The organism is Pseudomonas huaxiensis (assembly GCF_003231275.1).
In the GTDB taxonomy this organism is placed as follows: domain Bacteria; phylum Pseudomonadota; class Gammaproteobacteria; order Pseudomonadales; family Pseudomonadaceae; genus Aquipseudomonas; species Aquipseudomonas huaxiensis.
In genome coordinates this window covers 1-3,797 of the sequence record NZ_QKVL01000095.1, presented here as the reverse complement: position 1 = coordinate 3,797, position 3,797 = coordinate 1, and the positions used below count along the sequence as shown (strand labels likewise).

Annotated in this window: 4 protein-coding genes; 1 reads left to right on the top strand and 3 read right to left on the bottom strand. The window is 63.3% G+C overall.

Translation table 11 applies throughout. The features are described from left to right. Window positions 1-203: 203 nt before the first annotated feature. Window positions 204-1,385, top strand: coding sequence for a PepSY-associated TM helix domain-containing protein (locus DM374_RS32155; protein WP_110973495.1), 1,182 nt, complete (start codon window positions 204-206; stop codon window positions 1,383-1,385). Window positions 1,386-1,447: 62 nt separating this feature from the next. Here the strand turns inward: DM374_RS32155 and DM374_RS32150 are convergent, their stop codons facing one another. The 3 genes from DM374_RS32150 to DM374_RS32140 all read right to left on the bottom strand — a co-directional run. Further along, window positions 1,448-1,669, bottom strand: coding sequence for an MbtH family protein (locus DM374_RS32150; protein ID WP_095155658.1), 222 nt, complete (start codon window positions 1,667-1,669; stop codon window positions 1,448-1,450). Window positions 1,670-1,751: 82 nt separating this feature from the next. Beyond that, the gene (locus tag DM374_RS32145) at window positions 1,752-3,146 is read right to left on the bottom strand and encodes an aspartate aminotransferase family protein (RefSeq protein WP_110973494.1); all 1,395 of its coding nucleotides are present in this window, start codon (window positions 3,144-3,146) and stop codon (window positions 1,752-1,754) included. Between the two features lie 164 nt (window positions 3,147-3,310). Next, window positions 3,311-3,797 (bottom strand): phosphopantetheine-binding protein (locus DM374_RS32140; RefSeq protein WP_110973493.1); only part of this gene is annotated, 487 nt, incomplete at its 5' end.

The following is a 3,797-nucleotide window of genomic DNA, read 5'->3' as shown; positions in this document are numbered from 1 at the left end:
ACATCGAATGGATAAGCTCACAGCCCCCAAACTCCCGGCCTTACACCCACGAAACATCTACTTGCATCTCTGTTACATCTTTTCCTTAAAGCCAACCCGCCATTACTCGTTCAGGTAAGGATGCAGCGGCCGCAGGGGCCGCTTTCACCGACACCGAAAGCCCCCGGGCCACGACCCCGGGGCGTGCAGCGAGAGCGTTACCCATGTCGAAGAAGTCCCGCTCGAAAATCTGGTTCCTGGTGCACAGCTGGCTGGCGCTGCCGATCTGGTTTTTCGTGCTGATCGTTTGTGTGACCGGCACCCTGGCGGTGGTCAGCAAGGAAATCATGTGGCTGGCCAACCCCGAGATGCGCGCCAACCAGCCTTCGGACGACGCCGAGCGCCTGAGCTTCGAGCAGGTCAGGAACAACCTCGGCAAAACCCACCCGGAAGCCATCGTCGGCACTTTCTTTCAGCCGGACGGTGACTATTTCGCCCTGAACGTCTCCGTGACCTTCCCCGACGGCCGCGCCACCATCGCCTACGTCAATCCCTACACCGGCGACATCCAGGGCTATGTCCCCAGCTTCGACTTCCGCCGTTTCACCCGCGCCCTGCATGGCTGGTGGCTGGTGCCGATAACCAGCGGCTATTCCTGGGGCTGGTATCTGGTCTCGATCCTCGGCTTGCCGATGCTGGCTTCGCTGATCACCGGGCTGGTGGTCTACAAGCGGTTCTGGAAGGGCTTTTTCAAACCGGTGCTGCGTTTCAGCCACGGGGCACGGATCTTCTGGGGCGATTTCCACCGTCTAAGCGGGATCTGGTCGATCTGGTTCATCGCGGTCATCTCCATCACCGGCACCTGGTTCCTGATCCAGGCGATTCTGGGCGACAACCAGATCAGCATTTCCAGCTACTCCCCGGTGTCCTCGGTGATCGCCCACGACAGCGTTCCACTGAGCACCGATGGCACGCCACCGCCGATGATCAGCCTCGACCGGGCCCTGAGCATTGCCCAGGAGAAAGTGCCGGGCCTGGACGGCAGCAACCTGCTGTTGCCGAGCAACACCTACGGCACCCTGGTGGCTGCCGGGCGCAGTTGGTATCCGTTGATGTACCAGATGGTGGAAATCCACCCGTACACCGGCGAGATCACCTCCTCGCGCCTGCTCTCGGACCGCACACCGCTGGAGTTCGTCACCGAATCGATGCGTCCGCTGCACACCGGCGATTTCGGCGGGATCTGGATCAAGCTGATCTGGGCGTTCTTCGGCCTGCTGTTGTCGATGATGGTGCTCAGTGGATTGCTGATCTGGAGCAAGCGCACAGCGCTGGCGACGGCGGCGGCGTTGAAACGCACCACCAAGGAAGAGCGCAAGCGCGTGAAGGCCGACTCGCTGGTTTGAGCGGTGCCGGAAACAAAAACGCCCCGGTCAAAAACCGGGGCGTTTTCACATGCGGTGATCACTCACTGCGCAGCCTGCGCCTCCATCTTCTGCCGCAAGCTCAGCGGACGCATGTCGGTCCAGACCTCTTCGATGTAGGCCAGGCAGTCTTTCTTCAGCCCGCTCTTGCCCACGGTGCGCCAGCCGCTCGGTACTTCCTTGTACTCCGGCCAGATGGAATATTGCTCCTCGTGGTTGACCACTACCTGGAACACGATGTCGTCGCGGTCAAATACTGAAGTCATTGTTGCTCTCCGTCGTTATCAAGCCGGGCCGCGCCACCCGCGCGGCCCTCTTGTGGAATGAACGTATCGCTACGCCAGAAAATTACAGGCTGGCCACCGCAGCAGCCAGGGCGCGGCCGAAAATGGCCGAGACCTCATCGATCTGTTCGGCGGTGATCACCAGCGGCGGCAGAAAGCGCACCACGCTGCCATGCCGGCCACCCAGTTCGAGAATCAGCCCGCGCTTGAGGCATTCGCGCTGCACCAGCGGCGCCAGGCGCGGGAAGTACGGTGCGTGGCCGCGAGCATCCGGCTCGCCGCTCGGATCCACCAGTTCGACGCCCAGCATCAGCCCGCGACCGCGGATATCACCCAGTTGCGGGTAATCCTGTTGCAGGTCGTGCAGGTGTGCGCTCAGGCGCGCGCCCATGGCGGCGGCGTGCTCGCAGACGTTGTGTTCCTTGAGGTAGCGGATCACCGCAGAGCCCGCGGCCATGGCCATCTGATTGCCACGGAAGGTGCCGGCATGGGCGCCCGGCGCCCAGGTGTCGAGCCAGTCGCGGTAGACCATCACCGCCAGCGGCAGGCTGCCGCCGATGGCCTTGGACATGACCACCACGTCCGGGATGATGCCGGCGTGCTCGAAGGCGAACATCTTGCCGGTACGGGCAAAACCGCTCTGGATTTCATCGACGATCAGCGCCACGCCGGCTTTCTCGGTGATGGCGCGCACTCCGCGCAGCCAGTCGAGGTCCGCCGGGATGACCCCACCCTCGCCCTGCACCACCTCGACGATCACTGCCGCAGGCAGTTGCACGCCGGATTCCGGATCGCTCAGCAGGTTCTGCAGGTAATTCAGGTTGGCCTTGACCCCGGCCGCGCCGCCCAGACCGAACGGGCAGCGGTAATCGTAGGGATAGGGCATGAACTGTACGCCGCTGCTGAGCAGCGCACCCAGCGGGCGCTTCGGCCCCAGGCTGCCCATCAGGCTCAGCGCGCCCTGGCTCATGCCGTGATAGCCACCCTGGAACGACAGCACGGTGCTGCGCCCGGTGGCGCTGCGCACCAGTTTCAGCGCGGCTTCCACCGCGTCGGTGCCGGTCGGGCCGCAGAACTGGATCTTCGCTTCTGCCGCCAGCGCAGGCGGGAGGATGCTGAACAGGTCCTGGACAAACTGGTCCTTGACCGGGGTGGTGAGGTCCAGGGTGTGCAGCGGCAGTTCATCCGCCAACACCTGTTGAATGGCCTCGATCACCACCGGGTGATTGTGGCCCAGCGCCAGGGTACCGGCACCGGCCAGGCAGTCGATGAAACGGCGACCTTCGACGTCTTCGACATGCAAGCCCTTGGCGCGCTTCAGCGCCAGCGGGATGCGCCGCGGGTAGCTGCGCGCATTGGATTCCTGGCGGCTTTGCCGGGCCAGCAGCGGCGACTCGTCGAACTCGTAGAGCGTTTCGTCGGCGTCCTGACCTTCGGTAAACCTGATAGCGACTGACATCTGTGCAACCCTCAAAAAGATTGGATGAGGCGAACCGTTAGCCACCTGTTTCACCCGGTGTTGAAGCGGGTGAAACAGGCATTCATTCCTTCCTTGAAATACGCGTCAGGGCGTCGCGGATTTACAGCTTGCGAGAGCTTTTTTCCACAACGCCCGCCCGCGGCTTAAAGCGCCTCCAGTTCTGCCATCAGGTCCGACAGACGGTCGACCTTGGCCTCGTCGATGCGCGTGTCCTGCTGGCCGTCGATGTACTGCGCCAACGCCTGCAAGGTGTTGAGTTCGAACATCGCCCGCAGCGGCACGTGATGCCCCAGTTCCTTCTGCACCCGGCTGACGATTTGCGTCGCCAGCAACGAGTGCCCGCCCAGTTCGAAGAAGTCGTCGCTCATGCCGACCTTCTCGACTTTCAGCACGTCGGCCCAGATGGCTGCCAGTTGCCGCTCAAGCTCGGTGACCGGTGCGACATACGCTGCGTGCGCATGGCCGATGTCCGGCTGTGGCAGGGCCTTGCGGTCCAGCTTGCCGTTCGGCGTCAGCGGCAACTGTTCGAGGAACAGCCACTGCGTCGGCACCATGAAGCCCGGCAGGTCCTGGCCCAGCAGCGTCTTGAGCTCGGCAACCAGCTCATCGCCCTGGCCACCCACGACCCAG